Annotated in this window: 22 protein-coding genes; 17 read left to right on the top strand and 5 right to left on the bottom strand. The window is 54.8% G+C overall.

The genetic code is table 11. From position 1 onward, the window contains the following. Window positions 1-40: 40 nt before the first annotated feature. The 7 genes from F7R27_RS15775 (at window position 41) to F7R27_RS15745 (ending at window position 8,352) form a co-directional block, all read left to right on the top strand. A complete protein-coding gene (locus tag F7R27_RS15775) occupies window positions 41-781 on the top strand; it encodes a DsbC family protein (RefSeq protein WP_151705224.1) in 741 nt (246 codons plus the stop codon). A gap of 175 nt (window positions 782-956) precedes the next feature. Further along, window positions 957-2,258: a homoserine dehydrogenase gene (locus tag F7R27_RS15770; RefSeq protein WP_151705223.1), complete on the top strand. Its 1,302-nt coding sequence runs from the start codon at window positions 957-959 to the stop codon at window positions 2,256-2,258. A 10-nt stretch (window positions 2,259-2,268) separates the two neighbouring features. Continuing rightward, complete coding sequence (gene thrC, locus F7R27_RS15765) at window positions 2,269-3,663, top strand: threonine synthase (protein ID WP_151705222.1); 1,395 nt, start codon at window positions 2,269-2,271, stop codon at window positions 3,661-3,663. An 18-nt stretch (window positions 3,664-3,681) separates the two neighbouring features. Next, the gene (gene recJ, locus F7R27_RS15760; protein WP_151705221.1) at window positions 3,682-5,418 is read left to right on the top strand and encodes a single-stranded-DNA-specific exonuclease RecJ; all 1,737 of its coding nucleotides are present in this window, start codon (window positions 3,682-3,684) and stop codon (window positions 5,416-5,418) included. 46 nt (window positions 5,419-5,464) lie between these two features. Next, window positions 5,465-5,647 (top strand): hypothetical protein, encoded by a 183-nt coding sequence (locus tag F7R27_RS15755; protein ID WP_151705220.1) that lies wholly within the window; start codon window positions 5,465-5,467, stop codon window positions 5,645-5,647. Continuing rightward, entirely contained in the window at window positions 5,644-6,504 is an 861-nt protein-coding gene (nfo, locus tag F7R27_RS15750) for a deoxyribonuclease IV (RefSeq protein ID WP_151705219.1), read from the top strand. The genes F7R27_RS15755 and nfo overlap by 4 nt, the downstream gene beginning before the upstream one ends. A 75-nt stretch (window positions 6,505-6,579) precedes the next feature. Then, window positions 6,580-8,352: a GGDEF domain-containing protein gene (locus F7R27_RS15745; protein WP_151705218.1), complete on the top strand. Its 1,773-nt coding sequence runs from the start codon at window positions 6,580-6,582 to the stop codon at window positions 8,350-8,352. 17 nt (window positions 8,353-8,369) lie between these two features. Here the strand turns inward: F7R27_RS15745 and F7R27_RS15740 are convergent, their stop codons facing one another. Then, a complete protein-coding gene (locus tag F7R27_RS15740; RefSeq protein WP_151705217.1) occupies window positions 8,370-9,662 on the bottom strand; it encodes a surface lipoprotein assembly modifier in 1,293 nt (430 codons plus the stop codon). A gap of 265 nt (window positions 9,663-9,927) precedes the next feature. Between F7R27_RS15740 and F7R27_RS18740 the strand changes: the two genes are divergently transcribed. The 8 genes from F7R27_RS18740 (at window position 9,928) to mepK (ending at window position 18,248) form a co-directional block, all read left to right on the top strand. Beyond that, window positions 9,928-11,166, top strand: coding sequence for a transferrin-binding protein-like solute binding protein (locus F7R27_RS18740; RefSeq protein WP_206060534.1), 1,239 nt, complete (start codon window positions 9,928-9,930; stop codon window positions 11,164-11,166). A 160-nt stretch (window positions 11,167-11,326) separates the two neighbouring features. Then, a complete protein-coding gene (locus tag F7R27_RS15730; RefSeq protein ID WP_151705216.1) occupies window positions 11,327-11,983 on the top strand; it encodes an NUDIX domain-containing protein in 657 nt (218 codons plus the stop codon). Next, a complete protein-coding gene (locus F7R27_RS15725; RefSeq protein WP_151705215.1) occupies window positions 11,973-12,416 on the top strand; it encodes a DUF1249 domain-containing protein in 444 nt (147 codons plus the stop codon). Before F7R27_RS15730 ends, F7R27_RS15725 begins: the two co-directional genes overlap by 11 nt. A gap of 2 nt (window positions 12,417-12,418) precedes the next feature. Then, window positions 12,419-13,192, top strand: a complete 774-nt coding sequence (locus tag F7R27_RS15720; protein WP_151705214.1) for a metallophosphoesterase — start codon at window positions 12,419-12,421, stop codon at window positions 13,190-13,192. A gap of 13 nt (window positions 13,193-13,205) precedes the next feature. After that, window positions 13,206-13,859, top strand: coding sequence for a YqiA/YcfP family alpha/beta fold hydrolase (locus tag F7R27_RS15715; protein ID WP_206060533.1), 654 nt, complete (start codon window positions 13,206-13,208; stop codon window positions 13,857-13,859). Then, window positions 13,843-15,738 (top strand): DNA topoisomerase IV subunit B, encoded by a 1,896-nt coding sequence (parE, locus tag F7R27_RS15710; RefSeq protein ID WP_151705213.1) that lies wholly within the window; start codon window positions 13,843-13,845, stop codon window positions 15,736-15,738. The genes F7R27_RS15715 and parE overlap by 17 nt, the downstream gene beginning before the upstream one ends. 145 nt (window positions 15,739-15,883) lie before the next feature. Then, complete coding sequence (locus F7R27_RS15705) at window positions 15,884-17,524, top strand: L,D-transpeptidase family protein (protein WP_151705212.1); 1,641 nt, start codon at window positions 15,884-15,886, stop codon at window positions 17,522-17,524. Window positions 17,525-17,648: 124 nt separating this feature from the next. Continuing rightward, entirely contained in the window at window positions 17,649-18,248 is a 600-nt protein-coding gene (gene mepK, locus F7R27_RS15700) for a peptidoglycan L,D-endopeptidase MepK (protein ID WP_151705211.1), read from the top strand. Between the two features lie 29 nt (window positions 18,249-18,277). Here the strand turns inward: mepK and F7R27_RS15695 are convergent, their stop codons facing one another. Continuing rightward, a complete protein-coding gene (locus F7R27_RS15695; RefSeq protein WP_151705210.1) occupies window positions 18,278-18,913 on the bottom strand; it encodes a pyridoxamine 5'-phosphate oxidase family protein in 636 nt (211 codons plus the stop codon). 109 nt (window positions 18,914-19,022) lie between these two features. On the opposite strand from F7R27_RS15695, the gene pdxR reads away from it, so the two are divergent. Continuing rightward, window positions 19,023-20,501, top strand: a complete 1,479-nt coding sequence (gene pdxR, locus F7R27_RS15690) for a MocR-like pyridoxine biosynthesis transcription factor PdxR (protein WP_168927532.1) — start codon at window positions 19,023-19,025, stop codon at window positions 20,499-20,501. Between the two features lie 270 nt (window positions 20,502-20,771). On the opposite strand, the gene F7R27_RS15680 is transcribed toward pdxR, so the two are convergent. Together F7R27_RS15680 and F7R27_RS15675 are read right to left on the bottom strand one after the other, a co-directional pair. Then, window positions 20,772-21,506 (bottom strand): lytic transglycosylase domain-containing protein, encoded by a 735-nt coding sequence (locus tag F7R27_RS15680; RefSeq protein WP_240776399.1) that lies wholly within the window; start codon window positions 21,504-21,506, stop codon window positions 20,772-20,774. A 105-nt stretch (window positions 21,507-21,611) separates the two neighbouring features. Further along, the gene (locus F7R27_RS15675; protein ID WP_151705208.1) at window positions 21,612-21,767 is read right to left on the bottom strand and encodes an entericidin A/B family lipoprotein; all 156 of its coding nucleotides are present in this window, start codon (window positions 21,765-21,767) and stop codon (window positions 21,612-21,614) included. Between the two features lie 121 nt (window positions 21,768-21,888). On the opposite strand from F7R27_RS15675, the gene F7R27_RS15670 reads away from it, so the two are divergent. Continuing rightward, window positions 21,889-22,467, top strand: coding sequence for an NnrU family protein (locus tag F7R27_RS15670; protein ID WP_151705207.1), 579 nt, complete (start codon window positions 21,889-21,891; stop codon window positions 22,465-22,467). Window positions 22,468-22,481: 14 nt separating this feature from the next. Here the strand turns inward: F7R27_RS15670 and F7R27_RS15665 are convergent, their stop codons facing one another. Then, window positions 22,482-23,150 carry a 2OG-Fe(II) oxygenase gene (locus F7R27_RS15665; RefSeq protein ID WP_151705206.1) on the bottom strand — a complete coding sequence of 223 codons (669 nt, stop codon included), beginning with the start codon at window positions 23,148-23,150 and terminating at the stop codon, window positions 22,482-22,484. Window positions 23,151-23,187: the final 37 nt, after the last annotated feature.

The raw sequence follows: 23,187 nt of genomic DNA, 5'->3' as shown, positions 1-23,187 counted from the left end.
TGCTCCTATTTCTGACTATCCTTCTTGAGTTGAGGCATTTATGAACAAGCTGATGTTGGCTGCTGTATTACTGGTAAGCCTGGTTGGAAATACCGCAATGGCGGTTTCAGATGAGGTGCGGGATGTCCTGGTACAGCAGCTGCAGAAAGTGGATTCTCGATTGCTGGTGAAGTCGATACAGGACTCAGCGCTTCCAGGGCTCTATGAGGTAGTGCTCGAGGGTGGTGACTTTCTCTATATGGATCAGGAAGGTAAGCACTTTGTTGTAGGCCATCTCTACGAAATCAATGATGATGCGGGTATGGTGAATCTGACCGAAAAGGCTCAGGACCTGATGCGAGTTGAAGTGCTTTCTCAGGTGCCGGCTTCTGAACAGATCATCTATCCTGCACAGGGTGAGCGTAAGGCCACGATTCTGGTGTTCACTGATGTCGACTGTCCCTACTGCCGGCGCATACATGAAGAGATTCCAGAGTTGAGTAAAATGGGTGTTCAGGTCAATTACCTGGCCTTTCCGAGGGGAGGTCCGAATACTGCGACTTACAACACCATGGTATCCATCTGGTGCGGCGAGGGTGATGAGCGTAATGAGCTGATGGATAAGGTCAAGGGCGGTTTGACTATCTCAAATAAAAGTTGTGATAACGCAGTGCTGGATCAGTTTCGTGTCGGGCAGTCCGTCGGTGTGACGGGTACGCCTGCAATCGTGCTCGAAAATGGTGCATTGCTGCCCGGTTACATGCCTGCTGCGCGTCTGGCCCAGGTTCTGGGTATCAACTGATTCCTGTTGGGCGGTTGAGTCTGAAAAAACTGCCCGGGATGTCGCTTTCTTTTCCTCTCCAATGCTGAGGGTGCGTAGTCCGCGCCCTCAGTTTTCGTTATACTGGTCTCCATTTTTTCTCCGCCCTCATCGGGGTGGGGATCTGTCCTGAGCGAGATAATCTGCGAGGTGTAGTTTGAAGCCGGTAAAAGTTGGGATCTGTGGTCTGGGAACCGTAGGCAGCGGTACATTGAAAGTACTGACGCGTAATGCGGATGAAATTGCACGTCGTGCGGGCCGCCGCATCGAAATCGGTGCGATTGCGACCCGTCGGATTAACCCTGCTATAGACACCAACGGTATTCAGATTACTCAGGATATCTTTGCAGTCGCGCGAGATCCCGAGATAGATATCGTGGTCGAGCTGATCGGTGGATATGATACTGCGCGTGAGCTGGTGCTGCTGGCGATTGAGAACGGCAAGCATGTCGTGACTGCCAACAAGGCGATGATCGCCGTGCATGGCAATGAGATCTTTGCCGCTGCTCAGGCCAAGGGTGTCATGGTGGCGTTTGAAGCGTCTGTAGCTGGTGGTATCCCGATCATCAAGGCGATCCGTGAAGGTTTGGCTGCAAATCAGATCAACTGGCTGGCTGGCATCATCAACGGTACCGGTAACTTCATCATGACCGAGATGCGCGACAAGGGCCGTGCCTTTGCCGATGTGCTGCAGGAAGCGCAGGCGTTGGGTTATGCCGAAGCAGATCCGACCTTTGATGTTGAGGGGATTGATGCGGCACACAAGCTGACTATTCTGGCATCCATCGCCTATGGTATCCCACTGCAGTTTGATAAGAGCTATACCGAAGGGATCAGCAAAATCACTCCGGAAGATGTCAAATATGCCGAAGAGCTGGGCTATCGCATCAAGCACCTGGGTATCAGCCGTCGTACCGCTAAGGGGATTGAGCTGCGTGTGCATCCGACACTGATTCCGAAGTCTGCTCTGCTGGCCAATGTTAACGGCGTGATGAATGCGATTCTGATCAGTGGCGATGCCGTAGGACAGACGCTCTATTATGGACCGGGAGCCGGAGCTGAGCCAACTGCGTCAGCGGTGGTCGCGGACCTGATGGATGTGGTGCGTACGCTCACCGCTGATCCCGAGAACCGTGTACCGCATCTGGCGTTCCAGCCCAGTGCACTGTCGGATCTGCCGATCCTGAATGTGGAAGAAACTGTCAGCGGCTATTACCTGCGTATGCAAGCGGTCGAGAGGCCGGGTGTTCTGGCCCATGTCACCCGTATTCTGGGTGAGAAGGGGATCAACATCGAGGCGATTATCCAGCAGGAAACCAAGGAGGCTCAGGTGCCTGTCATCATGCTGACCCAGCGGGTTGAAGAGCGCATGATGAATGAAGCCCTGCGTGAGATAGAAGCCCTGCCGGATATTCTCGGTGAGGTTGTGCGTATCCGCGTTGATCACCTGGCAGACTGAGGATTAGGTCATGAGATATGTTTCTACACGTGGTCAGGCACCGGTTCTGAACTTTGCGGATGTGCTGCTGGCAGGCCTTGCCGATGATGGCGGCCTTTATGTGCCTGAAAAACTGCCCCATTTCAGTCAGGAGGAGATCGCCTCCTGGCGTGGGCTCTCTTACTCTGAGCTGGCTTTCAAGGTGGTGCAGCCGTTCGTATCCGATACGATTGCCGAGGATGACCTGCGTCGGATGGTGGATGAGACCTACGCCGCTTTCAATCACTCGGCTGTTGCACCGCTGGTTGAGCTGGGCACTAATGAGTGGGTGCTGGAGCTGTTCCACGGCCCGACACTGGCATTCAAGGATTTTGCACTGCAGTTACTCGGTCGCTTGATGGACCATGTGCTGGCCCAGCGTGGCGAGCGTCTGGTAATCATGGGGGCTACATCGGGAGACACAGGCTCTGCTGCGATTGAAGGTTGTCGCCACAGCGAGCATCTGGATATCTTTATTCTGCATCCTTATAACCGTGTGTCCGAGGTGCAGCGCCGCCAGATGACCACGATTCTGTCGGACAATGTTTTCAACATTGCACTGGAAGGCAACTTTGATGACTGCCAGGAGATGGTCAAAGACAGCTTTGCTGATCAAGGCTTCCTGCAGGGGCAGAAACTCGGTGCGGTGAACTCGATCAACTGGGCCAGAATCATGGCCCAGATCGTCTACTATTTCTCGGCCTCTCTGGCGCTGGGTGGCCCGCATCGTCCTGTTTCCTTCTCGGTGCCGACGGGTAACTTCGGTGATATCTTTGCCGGGTATCTCGCCAAACAGATGGGTCTGCCGATTCAACAGCTGGTTGTGGCGACCAACCGTAACGATATTCTGCATCGTGTGATTTCCGGCAATGACATGTCCAAGGGGCAGTTGGAGCATACTCTGTCACCCTCAATGGATATCATGGTGTCGTCCAACTTCGAACGTCTGCTGTTCGATGTCTATGACCGTGATGGTGCTGCGATTGCCGATCTGATGAAGCGCTTCCGCCAGGAACCAGTGAAGTTGGATGCTGGTCGCTGGGATCGCGTGCGCGAGTTGTTCGACAGCCATAGAGTGGACGATGAAGCGACCTGCGAAACGATTCGTCAGGTGCATGCCGAAACCGGCTATCTGCTGGACCCGCATACGGCAATCGGCGTCAAGGCTGCACGTGAGTGCTGGCGTGACCGCTCAGTACCGATGATCACGCTGGCAACGGCGCATCCGGTGAAGTTTCCCGAGCCGGTGGTCAAGGCCGGATTGAATTCACCGAGCCTGCCCGAGCATCTGCACGATCTGTTTGAGCGCGAAGAGCGCTTTACCGTGCTTGAAAACAGTTTGAGCGGGGTGCAGGCGTTTGTTGCCAGCCATATCCACCGTGGTTAAGCGCCATAGCGGATCCTGATGAGTGAAATAGTTATTGAACGCAGGCCCGTGCCTGCACAGCTGCCAGCACCCTTGCAGTCACTGCATCCGGTGCTGGCACGCGTCTATGCCTCCCGTGGACTGGATAATCCAGACCAGATAGGCCGCCATCTGCAAGAGCTTCTGCCGGACCATCAATTGCTGGGGATTGATGCGGCGGTTGAACGTCTGGTATCTGCTCTGGAACAGGGCGAAAAAATTCTCATTGTGGGTGATTTTGACTGCGACGGTGCCACAAGCACGGCCCTGGCTGTGCTGGCGCTGCGCATGTTTGGCGCTCGCGCAGTCGATTATCTGGTACCCAACCGTTTTGAGTATGGTTATGGCCTGAGCCCTGAGATTGTCGAGGTGGCCGCCACCAGACTGCCTCAGCTTCTGATAACAGTGGATAACGGCATATCGAGTGTCGAAGGCGTCGCCAGAGCTGCGCAACTGGGGTTGGATGTGATCGTGACCGATCATCATTTACCGGGCAGTGAGTTGCCTGCCGCCTGCGCTATCGTTAATCCCAATCAGCCCGGCTGTGAATTCATTGCCAAATCCACCTGCGGTGTTGGTGTTATCTTCTATGTCATGATCGCATTGCGCCGTGCACTGCAGCAGCGGGGCTATTTTCAAGCGAAAAACCTGCCAGCTCCCAATCTGGCCTCTCTGCTGGATCTGGTGGCGCTGGGTACAGTGGCAGATGTGGTGCCGCTGGAGCGCAATAATCGCGCGCTGGTATATCAGGGGTTGCAGCGCATCCGCGCAGGTCAGGCCCGGCCCGGTATTCTGGCGCTGCTGGAGGTGGCCGGGCGTAAGCGTGAGCAGTTGATTGCCGCAGATCTCGGTTTTGCCGTTGCGCCGCGACTCAATGCCGCTGGGCGACTTGAGGATATGGCGATCGGTATTGAGTGTCTGCTCTGTGATGAGATGGACACAGCGCTGGAGATGGCGCAGATGCTGGATCAGCTCAACCTTGAGCGACGCGGTATCGAGCAGGGGATGCAGCAGCAGGCGCTGGTGTTGCTGGATCAACTGGAGCTGGATCAGAGCAGCTTGCCCTATGGACTATGTCTCTATGATGCCAGCTGGCATCAGGGGGTGGTCGGTATTCTTGCTTCACGTATCAAGGAGCGGGTGCACCGTCCGGTGATCGCTTTTGCACCAGGGGAGCAGGGTGAAATCAAGGGCTCGGCGCGATCCATCAGTGGCTTTCATATTCGTGATGGTCTGGATGCTATCGCTGCAGCCCATCCAGGCCTGATCAGCAAATTCGGCGGGCATGCGATGGCAGCTGGTCTGTCATTGCAGCCGGAGTCGCTGGAGCCGTTTCGTCTGGCCTTTGATGCCGAAGTGCGGCGTCAGATGGGGGCCGAAATGCTCACGCGGCGTATCGTCAGTGATGGTGAGCTGAGTGCCGATGGCTTGACGCTGGAGCTGGCGCAGTTGCTGCGCGATGCTGGTCCCTGGGGGCATCAGTTCCCGGAGCCGATGTTTGATGGTCGCTTTCGAATCCTGCAACAGCGCCTGGTCGGCAAACGCCATCTGAAACTGGTGTTGATGGATCCTCGATCGGCCATGACACTGGATGCCATCGCATTTAATATAGATACGCGCCTCTGGCCTGATCAGGAGGTGTTGGAAATCGACCTGGTGTATCGGCTGGATATCAATGAATTTCGTGGTCAGCGTAATCTGCAGTTGATGGTTGAGCATATCCGACCGGTCGGATAACTTGGCTGCAGAATGAGCTGCGGAAAAAAGACAGAAGGAGAGCAATATGAATGATCTGACACTGGATGAGCTGAAGGCTCTGCTGAGTATATTTGAACGTGCTGCGGTTAAACTGGATGATTCTACAGAGGGGCGTTTGTTTGCACAGTTGCAGAAACAACACAGTGAACGTGAAGAGCTGGAATCGATGGATTTCGATGACTGCCTCGGGGGCGCCTGCAAGCTGTGAGTGAGTATTATATCGGCGCCCATGTCAGCGCATCCGGTGGAGTGGAAAACTCGCCGCTGAATGCACATGCCATCGGTGCCAACGCCTTCGCCCTGTTCACCAAAAACCAGCGCCGCTGGGATGCCAAGCCTCTGACTCAGGAGAGTATCGCCCGGTTTCGCGAGCGTTGCGCCGAGCTTGGATTTGGCCCTGAGCAGATCCTGCCGCACGACAGCTATCTGATCAATCTTGGCCATCCTGAAGTTGAGGCGCTGGAAAAGTCGCGTGCGGCCTTTCTGGATGAGATGCAGCGCTGCGAGCAACTGGGGTTGAAGTATCTGAACTTCCACCCTGGCAGTCATCTGAAACAACTGGATGAAGATGTTTGCCTCCAACGCGTTGCCGAGTCGATCAATCTGGCGCTGGATCAGACCAGTGGTGTGGTGGCCGTTATCGAAGCAACCGCCGGGCAGGGCACCAATCTCGGTCATCGCTTCGAGCATCTGGCCGCCATCATCGATGGTGTGGAAGACAAAAGCCGCGTCGGGGTCTGTCTGGATACCTGCCATATCTTTGCCGCGGGATATGACCTGCGCACTCAGCAAGCCTGTGAGGCGACCTTTGCCGAATTTGAGCAGGTGGTCGGGTTTCAGTACCTCAGCGCCATGCATCTGAATGACTCCAAAGGTAAGCTGGGCAGTCGAATCGACCGTCACCAGTGCCTGGGTGTCGGAGAGATCGGCTGGGAGGTGTTCCGCTACATCATGCGCGATCAGCGCTTCACCGGTATTCCTCTGGTGCTCGAGACCATTGATGAAACGCTTTGGGCAGAAGAGATCCAGCAATTGAGATGTTTTGCTGCTGATCCCGCAGCGTGATCCAACTGTCACCCCGCTGTCATAATCCTTACATAAACTGGCTTTCCATCAAGACAGGTGAGACGGAAGCGGATTATGAGGTTGGTCACGACAAACAGACTGCAGCAGGAGGAGACGGAACTTCGCCAAGTTATTCACAATGAATCATTGTTTCCGGTTTTTCAGCCGATTGTGGATCTTCAGACTGGTCTTGCAATGGGCTATGAAGCGCTGATACGCGGCCCTGAAACCAGCCGTCTGCATTCGCCGATGGAACTGTTCAGTGCTGCCTTGCGCCATGGGTTGCTTCATCCATTGGAGCTGTTGTGTCGCAAGCGTGCACTGGAGCGTTTTGCTCAACTGAAACCCGAAGGCAAGCTGTTTCTGAATGTCACGGCATCCCTGCTCAGCTCCCCTGATCATCAAAGCGGATTTACTGCCGACCTGTTACGTCAGTTGGGGCTGTCGCTGAATCAGATCGTCATCGAACTCTCCGAACAGCACCCTTTTGATCGTCAGGGTCTCTCCCTGACTGCTGTTCAGCATTACCGTGAAATGGGCTTTCGTATCGCGATTGATGATCTGGGAGCCGGCTATTCAGGACTTAAACTCTGGTCCGAGATTCAGCCTGACTATGTAAAGATCGACAAGCACTTCGTCCAGGGGGTGGATAGCGATCCGGTCAAGCGTGAGTTTGTGCGCTCCATCTGTAACGTCGGGCGCAGCCTGCGCTGTATGATCATCGCTGAAGGGATCGAAACACTGGAGGAGATGCGTGCTCTGCAGGCTTTGGGTGTGCAGTATGGTCAGGGGTATCTGCTGGGAATGCCTCTGCCGGAACCGTCGATGATCTTGGATGCGGGCGTCATCCGTGCTCGACCAGCAGTGCTGGATCTGTCTGGCGATACGTCAGAGACGGCATTGTCGCTGGTGTGTCCAGTAGATGCGATGTTGCCGGAAGATACCATCCGCGCTGCCGGGACTCTGTTCAGGGAGCAGCCTGAGTGGGGCTCCATTCCAGTTTTGTCCGAAAGTCGTCCTGTCGGTGTGGTGCGGCGTTCCGATTTGCTGGAGCTGTTTTCCACTCAGTATGGCCGTTCCCTGTTTGAGCATAAGCCTGTATCCCGCCTGATGCGACGTGACCCGATGATAGTGGAAAGCAACACTCGGCTGGAGGATGTGTCGCGTCTTCTGACCGATCAGAATGATCATAATCTTCAACAGGATCTGGTGATTGTTCAGGATGGTTGTTATATCGGCATGGGAAGTGTGCGTGATCTGCTTAAGCGCATCACCGAGTTGAAAATTCAGAATGCACGCTATGCCAATCCGCTGACACTGCTGCCGGGCAATGTGCCGATCAATCGAAAGATTGATGCGCTACTGCAGGCCGGCATGGATTTCAGAGTGGCCTATTTTGATCTGAACCATTTCAAACCCTTCAATGACCGCTATGGCTACTCCAGGGGTGATCAGGTGATCAGGCTGCTGGGGGAGTTGCTGGTGCAGCACGCCGAGCGTCAGGAAAACTTCATTGGCCATGTCGGTGGAGATGATTTTGTCGTGATCTTCCGCAGTCATGACTGGAAGGACACCTGCGAAGAGATTCTGCGGAAGTTTGAGCAACAGGTGCGTAGCTACTATACGGAGGAAGACCTCAAGCTTGGTGGGTTTCAGGGAGTGGATCGCATGGGGCAGAGTCAGTTTTGCCCACTTCTGGGTCTGGCGGTGGGGGTGGTTCATCCTGATCCGCTCAGGTGCAGCAGCTTTCACGAGATTTCTGAGATGGCAGCGCAGGCGAAGAAGGAAGCCAAGCAGCAAAGCAGCAGCTGTATCTTCGAGTCCCGGCGACGCACGTTGAACAGTTGATACAGTCCGATAGCCTCCTAGAATTCAGAGGTCAGCCCGATGCGGGCATAGAAACGGTCATAGGAGTAGAGTGTCAGGTTGGACTCGCGTCGGGTATAGCCGAACAGCATCTGTGGCGAAAATCCCTGCCAGTCAATGCGGCGATTCAAAAGGTCCAGCTCAAGCCGGCCCTCTACATCACGACGTGTCTGTCGAAAAAAAGGATCAGGGGCCTCATGTTCGCTGAAGCGTCCCTGAACACGCACACCTGTAATCCAGCCACCTGTCCACTCATGCAGATAACGCAGGTTGATGCCGGGCTGCAGGTAGCTTGATGGTTTTGAGCTGGCGTCATAATGGGACAGGCTGAAAGAGAGGTCCCAGCGTTGTGTCGGGGTGGCAATACGGATAACGCGAGCCGTTGCGGTGCTCTGGTGTCCATCCAGATAGCCAAGCTCTGGATAGTGATAGCTGCGTATTTCCAGATCCCCCGACAGCGCGAGTGATCGGCTGGGGCGGGTGAACAGCGTCCCGCGGACCAGAACTCCCTGGCGCTGCCTGCGATGTTCATAATAGGTGATGTGTGCACCGGCTTCCGCACTCAGATTATAGGCACCGAACTGCGCGCGCCGTCCGGCGCTGGCCTGCACATATTGAGCATCAAGCGCGCGGCCGGGATAATCCTGAAAGCTGCCATACAGACGGGCAAACCAGTCTGGATTGCTGGGAAGTGGCAGGTGCAGATCGGCAGAGCCGGCAACCCCCCAGACAGTTTCAGCCTGATTCTGGTCATTGCGAATGAAAGGCAAACCACCGATATATATTACATCACTGCTGGTCGACTGTGTCGGGTTGGTGTCTGAAGTCAGCTCCAGATTCAGGCGCAGAGTAGGTTCACGCTCACGGATCTGAGATAACTGTTGATAGATATTGCGCTGTGCGCCAACAGGCAGTTCTGCAGCCAGCACCTGTTCATAGTGGTAGCGTGCCGCCTGTAGATCACCGTTGCGCTGCAGGGCCAGTGCCAGCTCAAGCCTTGGGCGGAGCAGCGATGGATCGCGAGCCAGCATCAAACGAAACTCATCGGCCGCCAGCACATGCCTTTCCTGTTGCATGTAACTCATACCGAGGATGAACAGCACTTCCAGTGGAGGCTCGGCCATTTGTCGATATGGCTGCAGAAACTCGATCACAGCCTCATGCTCCGAGGCTCTGAACAGGATATCAGCGTGAGCAAGAGCAGCCTGCAGGCTATCGGCTCGAGCGGTTGCGGTGGATGTGGTTGAAACAACGGCAATCAGCAGGAGCAGAATGAGTACTGTTTTTTTCACTCGGTTGACCTATGCTGGAAAGGGTGAAGACAGGTTAATCTGGGGATTGCCTGTTGCTTGTCCTGCGCAGACTAGCAGTCGGCAGGCATTACGCCAAGTCTCTGGTGTAAATCCTTCCGACTTTCAGTGTGGTAAAGTTCATGGCTGATATTGCATTACAGTCTGTATTGGCTTTAGTATCAGAGTCCTATGCTGCGGTAGAGATCGTCTGATGGTGGTTTCATCAGCGATCAAGCCGGGAGCTGACTCAACATGGAGAATGTGAATGAAGCCTTTCCGTGCACCCTTTCAACTGACTGCTCTGACTGTTGCCACGTTGATGCTGGCAGGTTGTGGAGGAGGTGGTTCGAGCAATACCATTCCATCCTTTCCGTCTCCCGGTACGCCGTCACAGCCGCCTGCTAATCAGGATCCTGTGATCGCCCCGGATATTGAAGTTCCTTCCCAGAGTGGAACAGTACGCAAAGGTAACTCCTATTCGCTGGTGATGGATCTGACCGTGGTTCAGCCCGAACCTGAGCCAGAGCCTGAGCCAGAGCCGGAACCCGATCCAGACGATCCTGATTTTTCTCCAGAACCACCAGAGCCGGACCCTGATGATCCAGAGCCCGAACCTGAACCCGAGCCGGAACCTGAGCCCGTACCACCAATTCCTTACGGAAGTAACCTGGTGTTTGATACGCTGGCAGACTTCAATGTCGTGCGCGACAGCAGTGGTCAGATCACGCGCATCGAGTTGAACTCGGAGAATGCTTCACGCATAGGCAATCAGTTGATACTTGATCGCTCCAACCCCATGATCGAGGTTTTTGAAGAGATTAATGGTGGTGTGCGCGTCATCTACAATGATGAGATAGCCGAACATCGTACCGAGCTGGTTCTGCTCAACAAGCTCCCTGGAGTGAATAGCAGCACCAAACAGCCGATGGGTGAAACCGCCTACGATTATCTGACGTTGGGAAGCTGGAGTGATGTAGTTGGCCCTGAGCGTGAGACTATCGGAGTCATGGGTACGTTTATCGTGGGCAATACCACTCTGCCCGAGAATATGCCGACAACGGGGCGCTGGAACTACCGTGGAACAGCGGTTGGGCAGTATCTTGTGCCATCTAACAACCCAGATCTAGGGCAGTACTGGCGAACACTGGCCAATATGGAGGCAGAAGCCAACTTCCTGACCGGCAATATCAAACTGACCACCACTGATACCATCATGGTAGATGGATTGAGCCTTGATGATTATTACCTGAATATGGGGGTTCAGTTGCCAGGTTTCATCTATGCTCCGATGCTGGATTTGCGCGGGGAGCTGACAATCAATGGCAGCGACCTGGGAGGAGAGGTTTATACAATCAATAATCCTGACTTCCTGCGCGGTAATATTGATGGTCGCTTCTTTGGTCCTGCCGCTGACGAAATCGGTGGTGTCTTTGGTTTGACGAACCCGGATCCTTTCGAAACAGAGCGGCATTTCTTCGGCAGCTTTGGCGGTAAAAAGGAATAGCCCTACTGCTTTGGTCGCACAGGGCTTGATCGCACAGAGCTTTGTCTGATGCGATCTGAGGTACACCCGAATGCCGGGCTGGCGACAGTCCGGCATTTTTGCTTGATAGCCCTGTTTCCCCGGGCCATTGATCACCATGAGGTTTTGAAAAGGTATAGATGTGAAGAATACGACTGCTGGCTGGCAACCCTCTTTTGGTCCTGATGACTTCCACACAGATCAGGATAGCCAGACCTACAAGGGCTTCCTGAATATCCATAGTCTGAAGCTGACGCATGCCTGTTTTCGCGGCGGTGAGATCAGCGTCCAACGCGAACTGCTTCGCAGAGGGGATGCAGCAGCCGTGCTGCTGTTTGATCCGCTCCAGGATGCTGTCGTATTAATAGAACAGTTCAGAGTGGGTGCACTGAAAGCGCCAGCCGGGCCCTGGTTGCTGGAGTTGGTGGCCGGTATCATCGAGCCAGGCGAGACACCCGAAGAGGTTGCTAAACGGGAAACGCTTGAAGAAGCAGGGCTTGAAGTGCATCATCTTATAAATATAACCCGTTATCTGCCGAGTCCCGGTGGATGTGATGAATGGCTGGATCTGCTGTGTGGCTATGTTGATGGCTCCAAAGCTGAGGGGATTCATGGTCTGGCTGGAGAGGGAGAAGATATCAAGGTCCACCTGCTCAGTGCCGAACAGGCATTTGAACTGGTCAATACAGGTGTGATCAACAATGCGGCAGCCATTATTGCACTGCAATGGCTTCAGCTCAGGCACGATGAGGTGCTGGCTGAAGGGGCAGCCCTGATGCGGAGAATCGATGAAGCGTAAATATGTTCCGGACCTGACCAGGCAGATGGCCCAGTGTCAGATCAACTATGCCAGAATCATGAAACTGCTGCCGGATTTTGAATCCTGTGATGAGCGCGAGTTCAGGGTGGGTATAGTGCAGCAACAGGCTGTTGTCCGCATAGAGATAGATGAACGCTTCAGATATACCAGCACGCTGCTGCTGTCCTATGTGCATGAATCGGATTCACGATGGCTTGAGGCACCGCAACTGATCGTGCGCCTGTATCATGATGCGCGCATGGCAGAAGTGATCTGCCTCAAGCGTCGTCGCCAACTCAGCGGTGTTTACCCCTACCCCAATGGCGAGATGCATCAGCCTGATGAAAAACAGCAGCTGAATCAGTATCTTGGCGAGTGGTTGAATCTGTGTCTTGATCATGGATTCGAAATGGAACCCGTTCTGGCTGACTGACTATGCGCTATTTACTCCAGATAAGTGATTGCCATATATCGCCGGAGCCCGGCGGTCATTATTATGAGCGCGACAGTGAGCTTCTCCTGAAGCGAGTGGTCGCGCATGCGCTCTCGTTGGGCATCTCCTTTGATGCAGTGCTGCTCAGTGGAGATCTGGTACACCATGGTGAGCTCTCCGCTTATGAGCGTTTGCTGCAGACGATTCAGCCCCTGCCTGGCGTGCGTTGCTGGGTGGCAGGCAATCATGACAACAGTGAGCAGATGGATCGCTTTGACATCTCGGTGCTGAAACAGTCTGAACTGCGTCTTGGTCGCTGGCGGCTGCTGTTGCTGGATTCGAACCATCTACCGGATGGCAAAGGCAGTGGATCGATTTCACCGGATTCTCTGGAGTGGCTGGAAAGCTCTTTATCAAAGCATACGGATGCCCCTACCCTGATCGCCATGCACCACAATCCATTGCCGACCGGGACTCCCTGGCAGGATCAGATCATGCTGGCAAATGCAGATGAGTTCTGGAGTCGAGTAAAGCCTCACTCTCAGGTCAAAGGTGTGCTCTGCGGTCATGTGCATCAGGCGTTGGAGCTGCAATATGCCGGTATCAACATGTGGTCTGCACCCTCGACAGCCGTGCAGTTCAAACCGGGGGTGCTGACGGTGACCACAGAGGATGATCCTCAGGTCGGTCTGCCCGGCTATCGTTGGTATGAGCTGCACCCAGACGGGCAGATTGTGGCTCATCTTGAGCGTGTTCAGGATATATTCGAATCGTAAAACTGGAGAAAGGATGCTGACCTCGAATCTGATCTATATTCATGGCTTTAACAGCTCGCCCCAGTCCTGGAAGGCGAGATTGCTTCAGGCCGATATGCTCAGGCTCGGTCTGGCGGATCAGTTGCAGGTGCCTGAGCTGTCGCACTGGCCAGCTCAGGCGATGGAGCAATTGAAGCAGTTGGTGGCGCAATCGACACGCCCCGTGACGCTGATCGGCAGCTCTCTGGGTGGTTACTACGCCAACTGGTTGGTAGAGAGTCAGCCGGATCTGAGAGCCGTGCTGGTCAACCCTGCCGTTGCCCCCTATCGTTTGCTGGAGGCGTGGCTGGGCGAAAATGAAAACCTCTACAACCACGAGCGCTATCATCTTACCCGCGAACATCTGTTACAGTTGCAGGCGCTGGATACACAGCAGATACAGGACCCTTCGCGCTATCTGCTGTTGGTACAGACTGCCGATGAAACACTTGATTATCGGGACGCTGTAAATAAATATGCCGCTTGCACTCAGTTTGTGCAGGAAGGTGGCAGTCATGGTTTTGAGCAGTTTGAAAAACTGATTCCGGCTATCTATGCCTTTGCCGAAGGGCGGATCGACCTTCCGCCAGCAACACCCTTACCCGTTGTAACGCCTGAACAGGAAAACAGAGCTGATGAAGCAATATAATGCCGACGCGATAGAGGTCCTCAGCGGCCTCGACCCAGTCAAGCGCCGCCCCGGAATGTATACCGAAACCGACCGGCCGAACCATCTGGCTCAGGAAGTGATCGATAACTCCGTGGATGAGGCGCTGGCAGGGCATGCCCGGCAGATAGATGTGATTCTGCATGAAGACAGCTCGCTCACGGTCAGTGATGATGGACGAGGGATGCCGGTGGATATCCATGCGGAAGAGGGTGTCAGCGGGGTTGAGCTGATCCTGACCCGGCTGCATGCCGGTGGCAAGTTCAATAACGATAACTATACCTTCTCGGGTGGTTTGCACGGGGTTGGCGTGTCGGTGGTCAATGCCCTGTCGAAACTGCTCGAAGTGCAGATCAGACGTGACGGCAATATCTATCGCATCGGTTTTGCCGATGGCGAAAAGGTATCTGATCTTGAAATCATTGATACCTGCGGCAAGCGCAATACCGGCACGACAGTACGCTTCTCTCCTGATCCGAAATACTTTGATACGCCGAAATTCCATGTCGGGCGGCTGAAGCATATTTTGCGCGCCAAGGCAGTACTCTGTCCCGGCCTGAAGATCACCTTCACCGACCGCTCATCAGGCAAGCCTGAAAAGGAGGAGTGGCTGTATGAGGAAGGGCTGTCAGCCTATCTGAAAGGCACCACTCAGGTGTTTGATACCTTGCCTGAGGAGCCATTCACCTGTGTGCTGGAAGGTCAGGAGGATGCTGTTGAGTGTGCCGTGCAGTGGCTGGTCGAGGGGGGCGATATCACGGCCGAGAGCTATGTGAACCTGATCCCGACCGCGCTCGGTGGCACACATGTGAATGGCCTTCGGACCGGGTTGCTGGAAGCGATGCGTGAGTTCTGTGAGTTCCGCAACCTGCTGCCGCGTGGGGTCAAGCTGACACCGGATGATATCTGGGAGCGCTGCTGCTATATCCTGTCAGCGAAGATGCGGGATGCCCAGTTCTCCGGCCAGACCAAGGAGCGTCTCTCTTCTCGCGGCATAGCGGCCTTTATCTCCGGTGCAGTCAAGGATGCCTTCTCGCTGTGGCTGAACAAGCATGTGGAGGAGGGCGAGAAACTGGCTGAGCTGGTGATCAGCAATGCGCAAAGGCGTATGCGCACCAACAAGAAGGTGGTGCGCAAGCGTGTCACTCAGGGGCCAGCCCTGCCGGGTAAGCTGGCCGACTGCTCAGGTGCCGATGCCACTCAGGCAGAGCTGTTTCTGGTGGAGGGTGATTCAGCCGGTGGTTCTGCAAAGCAGGCGCGCAGTCGCGAGTTTCAGGCGATCATGCCGCTGCGTGGTAAGATTCTCAACACCTGGGAGGTTGATTCCGGTGAGATCCTGGCCTCTCAGGAGATCCATGATATAGCGGTAGCAATCGGTGTTGATCCGGGTTCGGATAACCTTGAAGGTTTGCGTTACAACAAGGTCTGTATTCTTGCCGATGCCGATTCCGATGGGCTGCATATCGCTACGCTGTTGTGTGCCCTGTTCATCCAGCATTTCCGGCCGCTGGTCAAGGCAGGGCATGTTTATGTGGCGATGCCGCCGCTGTATCGTATCGATGTTGGCAAGGAGGTCGCCTATGCACTGGATGATGAAGAGCGGGATGCGATCATCGACCGTATCCGTGCTGAGCGCAAGACGGCAAAAATCAATGTTCAGCGCTTCAAGGGACTGGGTGAGATGAACCCCCTGCAGTTGCGCGAAACCACCATGTCGCCGGATACGCGGCGTCTGGTTCAGCTCACGGTGGATGATGCCGACGACACCATGGAGCTGATGGATATGCTGCTGGCGAAGAAACGCTCAGGTGACCGCAAGGCCTGGCTGGAAGAGAAGGGCAATCTGGCCGATCTGGCTTGATCAGAAAGGTTATGTCCCAACCATATCCGCCGTTTCCGTCTATACTTGAAGTGATACTGATATAACGGCATCTGAACGATCTGTACAGATGTTGTGTATATTCAGTGTGGCGCTTTAAGCGACTGGATCAACAGCGGAGTTAAGGATGAGTCGAATTCGAAGTTTGTCCAGATGGGGAGTGGTGAGTCTGCTGTGGCTTGTGTGTACGACAGCACAGAGTGAGCAGGCAAGGCCATCTCAAGGGCAAGGTGATCTGCTGACTGCGATACAGCAAGTACAGCACTCCGATCTGCAGCATCTGCAAACACATTATCAGCAGTCAGGCTTTCTGCCCCTCTGGTTTGACCAGCAAGGCATGCCATTTTCAGCTCGCATCGACGAGTTGCAGGAGGCTGTGACTGCTGCTGCCGACCATGGGCTCTATTCATCACGCTACTCCTCCCCTCATCAGATCATCGCCTCCTATCAGGATCAGCCTGCTCTGGCAGAGCTATGGCTGACCGATCTGTTTGTGCGTCTGGCGACAGATCTCGGGCGGGGGCAACTCAACCCCCGGGACTTTGACCGCCACTGGTTGATGAACCGTCCGGAGCTGTCATCAGATGCCCTGATATCAGCCCTGTCGCGTGGTGATTCTCCTCGGTTGCTGCTGGCCAGCCTGACACCGACTCACCCACACTATGCTCGTCTTCAGGAGGCTTACCGTCGCTATCGGGCGCTGGCACTGGCGGGTAACTGGCAACCTCTGCCTGAGTTTCCAACGCTCAGAGAGGGGGAGCAGCATGAGGTTATTCCAAAGATTCGTGCCCAGTTGCTGCGAGAAGGAGATCTGGTAACAGATCTGAACAGTCTGTCGGCGTTGCAGGATTCAGAGTTTGATGCTGAGTTGGCCAAGGCGGTTCGTCATTTCCAGCAACGACACGGCCTGCAGGTGGATGCCATAATCGGACGCGATACGCGGGCGATGCTGAATCGGTCTCCGGCGCAGACAGCGAGTGAGATACGTGCATCGCTTGAGCGCTGGCGCTGGCTACCAAGATCTCTGGGTGAGCGTTATCTTCTGGTCAACAGTGCCGGATATGAGCTGGAGCTATACGAGCAGGGGCAAGTCAGTCTGCGCCAGAAGGTGATCAGTGGGCAGCGGCGTCGTGCTACTCCTTCGTTTATATCAGATCTGACCTATTTGATCATACATCCCAACTGGACAGTACCGCGTCGTCTGGCTGTTGAGGATATGCTGCCAGATCAGAGGGCTGATCCCAATTTCTTTGCCACTAAAGAGATCAGTGTCTCGCGCTATGAAGATGGGCAATGGGTGCCGCAAAATCCTCATGAGATCGACTGGACTCAATACGGGCGCAACAACTTTCCATTCAGACTGCGTCAGTCACCTGGCCCTCACAACAGTCTGGGGCAGATACGGTTCGGCATGGATAACCCCTACAGCATCTATCTGCACGATACGCCGGCGCGTAACCTGTTCAGTTTTCCTCTGCGTGCTTTCAGCTCCGGCTGTATCCGTGTCGAGGGTATAGCGGAGCTGTCGCAGCGTCTGTTTGACCCCACTGGCTCCACTGTGTCGGTTGAAGAGGAGCTGGCGCGACCCGGAACCAGGCGTCTTGCACTGCCGGATCCAATACCTGTTTATCTGGTTTACCTGCCGGTTTGGGTGAATGAGGCTGGTGTGTTGCAGGTCAGGCCGGATATCTATGGTACCAATGCTTCACTGATCAGCCGTCTTGAAAGTGATTTTAGCCTTATTTATCCACAGGTTGCGGCGCAGTAGCCTGGATTTTTATCCCCAATACTTATCCACCTCTGGATAAATCGTTCAGTTTTGGTTAATATTTGCTCAGTTTTACGCAATTTGCGGCAACGTTTGCCTGATATTGAAGTGAAGGGGGTTAGGCATGTGTGCTGAGTGCGATCGTCTTGAGGCATCAGGGTCTCAGGATTCATCACGTCGCCTTGACAGGCGGCGGTTTATCAAGGGCTGTGTTCTGGCAGCGGCGGGGCTTGCAATGCCGGCACTGGCGGCGACTCGTCAGGCACGAGAAGCAGCTGAAAGGGAAGTGGCGCTGCATCATCTGCATACCGGTGAAACGATATCCACCACCTATTGGGTGGATGGGCGCTATATTCCGTCGAGTCTGAAGGAGATCAATCGTTTTCTGCGCGATTTCCGAACGGGGGATATGCATCCGGTGGATCCAACGCTGCTGGATCTGCTTTATACCCTGCGTACAAGCCTGGACAGCAAGGCGCCTTTCGAAATCATCTCCGCCTACCGTTCACCCAAAACCAATGAAATGCTCCGTTCACGCAGTGCCAATTCCGGCGTTGCGCAGCGCAGCATGCATATGGAGGGTAAGGCGATTGATGTACGCTTACCGGGGCGCGATCTGATGGATCTGCATCGGGCTGCTGTCGCCATGAAAGCCGGAGGGGTAGGTCTCTACACCAATTCCGGCTTTGTCCATGTCGACACAGGGGCTGTTCGCTACTGGTAGCGAGCTTTCCCACAGCGCTGTCTGACTGATCAGGACTGGCGAAGGGGCCAGTCCTGATTCTTTAGCCGCGGGTCCGGCTCCGGCTCACCCATCTGGCGGGTAATGGGCAGCACGCCTGCCCAGACCGGCCAGTCGTAATCTTCCTCGTCATCTACTGGCGGGGCTGCCCTGACCTTGGCTGAAGCTTCATTCAGCGGTAGTCTGAGAATGCCGGTGGCCTTCAGCTCCTTGTCCAGTACCGGACGCAGCAGTGGCCAGCGACCCGGCGACACCTTCTCCATGAAAATTTCCAGATGACGCATCTTTTCAGCCTCATCTTCGACCAGTTCCGGCACTCCAAAGAGCGTCACCGAGCGGTAGTTGACTGAATGGTGAAAAGCCGAGCGCGCCAGAACCAGTCCATCCAGCAAACTGATATTGATACAGACCTGTGTCTGTGCGGCCCCTTGAATATTGCGCGCAGCAGCATGACCATGCCAGTAGAAATAATCACCATCACGCCAGTGGCAGGTTGGTGTGACAAAGGGCTGCTCACCCACTAATTGTGCAACATGACACATCAGCGCTTCATCGATGATGGCATGGATGGTGTCCCGGTCATAAACAGCCCGCTTGGGGCCTCTCTTGACCCTGGTGCGTTGGGTGACAGCGATGGATTCCGACATGTTATTTCCTGTGGTTATTTCTGGTATCAACTGACTATTGCGTTATCATATCGGCATCTGGCTATTTCATTGATAGCCAGATTAATCAATTTTGATAAGGCCAGATATGATGAGCAGCACCTCATTCTCCAGTGTGACGATCAGCCTCGATCTTGACGATCAGGTACCTGTCTATCTGCAGATCGCCAGGCAGATCAGAGCGCTGATTGAACAGGAGAGGCTCAGGCCCGGAGATCGTCTGCCCTCATCGCGGCAACTGGCACAGGATCTGGGTGTCTCCCGCACAACCAGCAGTAATAGCTATGATCTGCTGACATCCGAAGGCTATCTACTGGGAATACCGAAAAAGGGTGTATTCATTGCGCATCGATTGCCTTCATTAATGCTGGAGCAGTTACCATCCACAACAACCAGAACTTCTCCGGACAACTCTTATGACAACACTGATGACAACTGGCTGCGCTTTGACTCAGGCGCCGATGTCAGTCTGTTTCCACACCGGATCTGGCGACGCTGCCTGCAGCAGGGCTGGCGTGATCCTCCGCGCGAACTGCTCGAAGGCACAATGAAGTCAGGTCTGCCAGCGCTGCGACAGGCTGTTGCAGACTATCTGCATGCGATGCGTGGCCTTAGTGTAAAACCCGATCAGGTGATTATCACAGCAGGTAACCGAGATGCGATCAGCCTGCTGTTGAGTGCGCTGAAGCGTATCAGCACTAAGGCATCCTCATCCGTCTGGCTGGAAAACCCCTGCTATCCAGCCCTTGCAGAAAGTGTCAGCAGTATGGGAGTCCAGCTGGATGCCCTGGCTGTAGATGCCGAGGGAGCTGTCTGCCCGACTGGGGTGTCCGGGCAACTGGCTGCGATCCTGACACCTTCACGGCAATACCCTCTGGGAGTGGCAATGAGTGCACGCAGGCGTCAGGAGTGGCTGGATCTGTGCAGCCAAAGCAATCAGACTGGCCAACCCTTCTGGCTGATCGAGGATGACTACGACAGCGAATTCATCTACCAGGGGCGGGCACAGGCACCCTTGATGAAGGCTGATACTCAGCAACACACACTGCTGGTGGGCAGCTTCTCCAAGATACTGTTTCGCTCACTGCGCATCGGCTATATCGTCGCGCCGGATCAACTGGCTCCACATCTGCTGAGCAGCCAACATGCGCTGGGCAGCATGGCATCGCTGCCCTTGCAACCAGCGCTTGCGGCATTTCTGACACATGGTTATTTCGCCACCCATCTGCGCAGGATGCGCCGCGTATATCAGCAACGCAGAGATCATCTGCTACACCTTTTACAAAGCGAACTGGCTGATCAGTTTCAGATCACCTCGACGCATACCGGTATGCACCTGGTGGCGCTGCTGAAGCCCGAATCCGGTCTGACGGATGAGCAACTGGCCAGGGCAGCATCAGAGCTGGGGCTTACCTTGAATCGGCTGTCCAGTCACTACTTCACCGGTAAGCCGCAGCAGGGCCTGCTGCTTGGATTCAGTGCCTTGTCTGAGCCTTATCTGAATGAGGGGATAGAGCGACTGCATCAGGTATTGAAAAGGGCGCGGGAAACTCTGTCTGTGCCCAGTTGATCCAGAGTGATTTGCCCAAACCTCTGTAGCATGAGCGCTTCCGCTTCATCCATGACATCTTTTAATGCGGTATTGACGGCCTGCTCAATCACACAGTGACTGTGCTCGTCGGTTAAACCGATGGTAAAAATCTAACGTTAGGCATTTATCACCTCGGTTTTTTTAGATCGTGGTGTCCACTAAATCGGGAGATTTATAGCTACCAGGTCGTAACAGCAGACTATTTCTGTATGAGGGTGCGGTTGGCAGGGCCTTGCTGGCAGAGTGCGCTTACTGCCCGTTGTCGCGATAGCGCTGGTGCAGGATGCCGACTCGCTCAACATAGGCGCGGGTTTCGGCAAAGGGGGGGATGCCGCCATAGTGCCTGACGGCGCCGGGTCCGGCGTTGTAGGCGGCGGTGGCTAGGGTGATGTCGTTGTTGTGTTGTTTCAGCATCTGGGCCAGGTAGCTGGCGCCGCCGCGGATATTTTCTGCTACATCCATGGCGTTGTTCACGCCGAGTTCGGCGGCGGTGCCGGGCATCAGTTGCATCAGGCCTTGTGCGCCTTTAGGCGAAATTGCCTTGGGGTTGAATGCAGACTCGGCATGAATCACGGCGCGCACCAGGGCGGGGTCTAGGTTGTATTGTCTGGCGGCGGTGTTGATCTCTTCCTGATAGGGGGTCAGGAACAGGCGGGTGTTGTGCCAGTTGATTGTGGAGCTGGGTTTGCAGGCGTAGCAGTCAAAACGGATTACTTCGTAGGGTACGCCCTGGGGTTTTACGTTACTGAAGGCGAGCACACCACTGGTGTTGCGATAGCGATAGACGGATTCCTTGCCATGCTGGCCTGCTCCGGCGCCTGCAGTGGGTTGGCTGGGGATGTTGGTGAATTCGATGCGGCCGTCGGGGTGTACAACACGTCGGATGCTGTCAGCCAGAGCGAGGTTGGGCAGTAAGCTCAACAGCAGACTCAGCAGCAGGGTGAGCAGTATGGTTTGTCTGGCGTAAGGTGTCATGGGCAGCATGGGTAAGTCTCGTCTGTCAGGTGAAGTGTAGCGCACCTGACAGACGAATGGGGAGTCTCAAAAGTTGAAATGAGACCAAAACGCCTAATGAATTAATTTGACGAATCAGTAGCTGCGATTCTCGGCGGCGCTCTCTTCGATCACTTCTCCGCCTTTCTGAATATCCTTGCCGACACCTTCTACGGTGTTGCAGCCAGTGGCAGCCAATGCAAAGAGGCCAACTATCATGGCCATCAGCAGTTTTGCAAAAATGGTTTTCATCTGTTTCTCCTTTGCGCGTTTCCCTGATCATTCGTTTGATGATGACTACTTCTGAGTTACATAGTCGAACGCTTGTTGCTACAGTACTCTTTGTACAAATTTATGATAGGAAATTAATAACATGCTGGTACTTATTCTCGGACTCCTGATTTTTCTGGGAGTTCATTCCATACGTTTCTTTGCGGATGATTGGCGTTCGCAGCAGGTTGCACGGTTGGGTGAGCTGCCGTGGAAGGGTATCTTCACGGTGGTGTCGCTGCTGGGTTTTGTGCTGATCGTGTGGGGCTATGGCTTGGCCAAGGCTGATACCGTGTGGCTGTGGATACCTCCTGTATGGACGCGCCATCTGGCGGCCCTGCTGACATTACCGGCCTTTATCCTGCTGTTGGCTGCGTATATCCCCGGGTCACGGATTCGTTCCAAATTGGGGCATCCGATGCTGGCGGGCACCAAGATCTGGGCATTTGCGCATCTGATCTCCAATGGCACGCTGGCCGCGGTGTTGCTGTTCGGCAGCTTTATGGTCTGGAGTATTGTGGGTTTTGCGGCGTCGCGTCGTCGTGATCGTGCAACAGGTGTCATCCGCGCTCCGGGTAGCCTGAAGGGAGACTTGATGGTGATCGTAGCGGGTGTCGTCGCCTGGATGATATTTGCCATGTATCTGCATGGCGTACTGATCGGCGTCAAGCCGTTTGGTTGATTGAGTAAACCCGCTCAGCGTGGTGGGTCCAGTTGATCGCCCAGAGTGTTGTTGACACGGAACCAGCCAGCGATGCTGTAGCGATCGCGCCGGGTCGGCAACACTTCGTGCGGGAACTCGTCGCTCAGGAAGATCGCCAGGGTGCCGCTTTCGGGGAGTACTCGCTGCAACAGGGGTGTTTCTTCTCCTGGTGTCTGTTCTGCGGCATACAGCAGCATCTCGCCGCCCTGATCTGTCTGCCAATCATCGTTCAGATAAAACACCACACTCAACACACGGTTGGTGTTGCCGCGAAAGGCATCCAGATGGCGCTTGTAGAAGGCGCCCTCGGGGTAGTGAGCAAAGTGGAATTCCGCATCAAACAAACCCATGAATAGCCTGCGGTTGATCCCTTGGCGCAGTGCTTCCATCTGTTCGAGATATTCCGCTTCGGCAGGGTTCTGGCGAGTCAGCCAGCGGATCTGATCGGTACGCACGCGTTTGTTTAGCTGATGATCCTGCTCGCGCCCGATACCGGCTCGTTTGAACTCCTCTTCATTCAGTGATTGTAAGCGTTGTTGCAGTGCCAGACAGAGGCTGGCAGGCAGGGCTTTTTCGGCCAGAAAATAGCCGCGCTCGACCAGTTGGTCGGCGATCTGATCAAATAGTTGCGTCGTTGGTTCTGGTTGTCTGAGGGTGTTCACGCGGTCGCTCCTGATAGTGCGCGATTTATACACCTGA

It is taken from the genome of Nitrincola alkalilacustris, assembly GCF_008973755.1.
Taxonomy (GTDB): domain Bacteria; phylum Pseudomonadota; class Gammaproteobacteria; order Pseudomonadales; family Balneatricaceae; genus Nitrincola; species Nitrincola alkalilacustris.
The sequence above is the reverse complement of the archived record's forward strand: the minus strand, read 5'-3'. Positions and strand labels throughout refer to the sequence as shown.

Coding starts and splice junctions, on each gene's coding strand:
- F7R27_RS15745 (WP_151705218.1), top strand. CDS start 6,580: ATGAGGTTGGTCACGACAAACAGACTGCAGCAGGAGGAGACGGAACTT.
- F7R27_RS15715 (WP_206060533.1), top strand. CDS start 13,206: ATGCTGACCTCGAATCTGATCTATATTCATGGCTTTAACAGCTCGCCC.
- F7R27_RS15675 (WP_151705208.1), bottom strand. CDS start 21,767: ATGAAAACCATTTTTGCAAAACTGCTGATGGCCATGATAGTTGGCCTC.
- F7R27_RS15720 (WP_151705214.1), top strand. CDS start 12,419: ATGCGCTATTTACTCCAGATAAGTGATTGCCATATATCGCCGGAGCCC.
- F7R27_RS15695 (WP_151705210.1), bottom strand. CDS start 18,913: ATGTCGGAATCCATCGCTGTCACCCAACGCACCAGGGTCAAGAGAGGC.
- F7R27_RS15705 (WP_151705212.1), top strand. CDS start 15,884: ATGAGTCGAATTCGAAGTTTGTCCAGATGGGGAGTGGTGAGTCTGCTG.
- thrC (WP_151705222.1), top strand. CDS start 2,269: ATGAGATATGTTTCTACACGTGGTCAGGCACCGGTTCTGAACTTTGCG.
- F7R27_RS15680 (WP_240776399.1), bottom strand. CDS start 21,506: ATGCTGCCCATGACACCTTACGCCAGACAAACCATACTGCTCACCCTG.
- F7R27_RS15670 (WP_151705207.1), top strand. CDS start 21,889: ATGCTGGTACTTATTCTCGGACTCCTGATTTTTCTGGGAGTTCATTCC.
- pdxR (WP_168927532.1), top strand. CDS start 19,023: ATGAGCAGCACCTCATTCTCCAGTGTGACGATCAGCCTCGATCTTGAC.
- mepK (WP_151705211.1), top strand. CDS start 17,649: ATGTGTGCTGAGTGCGATCGTCTTGAGGCATCAGGGTCTCAGGATTCA.
- F7R27_RS15755 (WP_151705220.1), top strand. CDS start 5,465: ATGAATGATCTGACACTGGATGAGCTGAAGGCTCTGCTGAGTATATTT.
- F7R27_RS18740 (WP_206060534.1), top strand. CDS start 9,928: ATGAAGCCTTTCCGTGCACCCTTTCAACTGACTGCTCTGACTGTTGCC.
- F7R27_RS15725 (WP_151705215.1), top strand. CDS start 11,973: ATGAAGCGTAAATATGTTCCGGACCTGACCAGGCAGATGGCCCAGTGT.
- F7R27_RS15775 (WP_151705224.1), top strand. CDS start 41: ATGAACAAGCTGATGTTGGCTGCTGTATTACTGGTAAGCCTGGTTGGA.
- recJ (WP_151705221.1), top strand. CDS start 3,682: ATGAGTGAAATAGTTATTGAACGCAGGCCCGTGCCTGCACAGCTGCCA.